Below are 1,219 nucleotides of genomic sequence, written 5' to 3'. Positions count from 1 at the left end.
CCCCAAACCGACACAGGTGGATGAGTAGAGAATACTAAGGCGATCGAGAGAATCGTGGTGAAGGAACTCGGCAAAATACCCCCGTAACTTCGGAATAAGGGGGACCTGATGCGTATTAGAATTTACTTCGAAAGCGCAGAGGGTCGCAGAGACCAGGCCCAAGCGACTGTTTACTAAAAACATAGGTGCGTGCCAAGTCGAAAGACGATGTATACGCACTGACTCCTGCCCGGTGCTGGAAGGTTAAGGGGAAGGGTTAGCCTCACGGCGAAGCCTAGAACTTAAGCCCCAGTAAACGGCGGTGGTAACTATAACCATCCTAAGGTAGCGAAATTCCTTGTCGGGTAAGTTCCGACCTGCACGAATGGAGTAACGATTTGGGCGCTGTCTCCACCACGAACTCGGCGAAATTGCACTACGAGTAAAGATGCTCGTTACGCGCAGCAGGACGGAAAGACCCCGGGACCTTTACTATAGTTTGGTATTGGTGATCGGTGTGACTTGTGTAGGATAGGTGGGAGACTTTGAAGCTTGGACGCCAGTTCAGGTGGAGTCATCGTTGAAATACCACTCTGGTCACTCTGGTTATCTAACCTAGGTCCATTATCTGGATCAGGGACAGTGCCTGATGGGTAGTTTGACTGGGGCGGTCGCCTCCCAAAAGGTAACGGAGGCGCCCAAAGGTTCCCTCAGCCTGGTTGGCAATCAGGTTTCGAGTGTAAGTGCACAAGGGAGCTTGACTGCGAGAGAGACATCTCGAGCAGGGACGAAAGTCGGGACTAGTGATCTTCTGGTGGCACATGGAAGCGCCAGGACTCAACGGATAAAAGGTACCCCGGGGATAACAGGCTGATCTTGCCCGAGCGTCCATAGCGACGGCATGGTTTGGCACCTCGATGTCGGCTCGTCGCATCCTGGGGCTGGAGTCGGTCCCAAGGGTTGGGCTGTTCGCCCATTAAAGCGGCACGCGAGCTGGGTTTAGAACGTCGTGAGACAGTTCGGTCCCTATCCGCTGCGCGCGTAGGAGTCTTGAGAAGAGCTGACCTTAGTACGAGAGGACCGGGTCGGACTAACCTCTGGTGTGCCAGTTGTTTACCAAAAGCACGGCTGGTTGGCTACGTTGGGACGTGATAACCGCTGAAAGCATCTAAGCGGGAAGCACACTTCAAGATGAGGACTCCCACAGAATAATCTGGTAAGGCCCCTTGTAGACCACAAG

At 53.7% G+C, this 1,219-nt stretch carries 1 rRNA gene; it reads left to right on the top strand.

Annotated elements, in window-relative coordinates:
* Positions 1 to 1,219 (top strand): 23S ribosomal RNA (locus ABEA30_RS15880); the annotation flags it as partial.

The sequence above is a fragment of the Tessaracoccus lubricantis genome, assembly GCF_039544535.1.
In the GTDB taxonomy this organism is placed as follows: Bacteria; Actinomycetota; Actinomycetes; order Propionibacteriales; family Propionibacteriaceae; genus Arachnia; species Arachnia lubricantis.
Note: the sequence above shows the minus strand (reverse complement) of the source record. Positions and strands in the feature narration are given on the sequence as shown.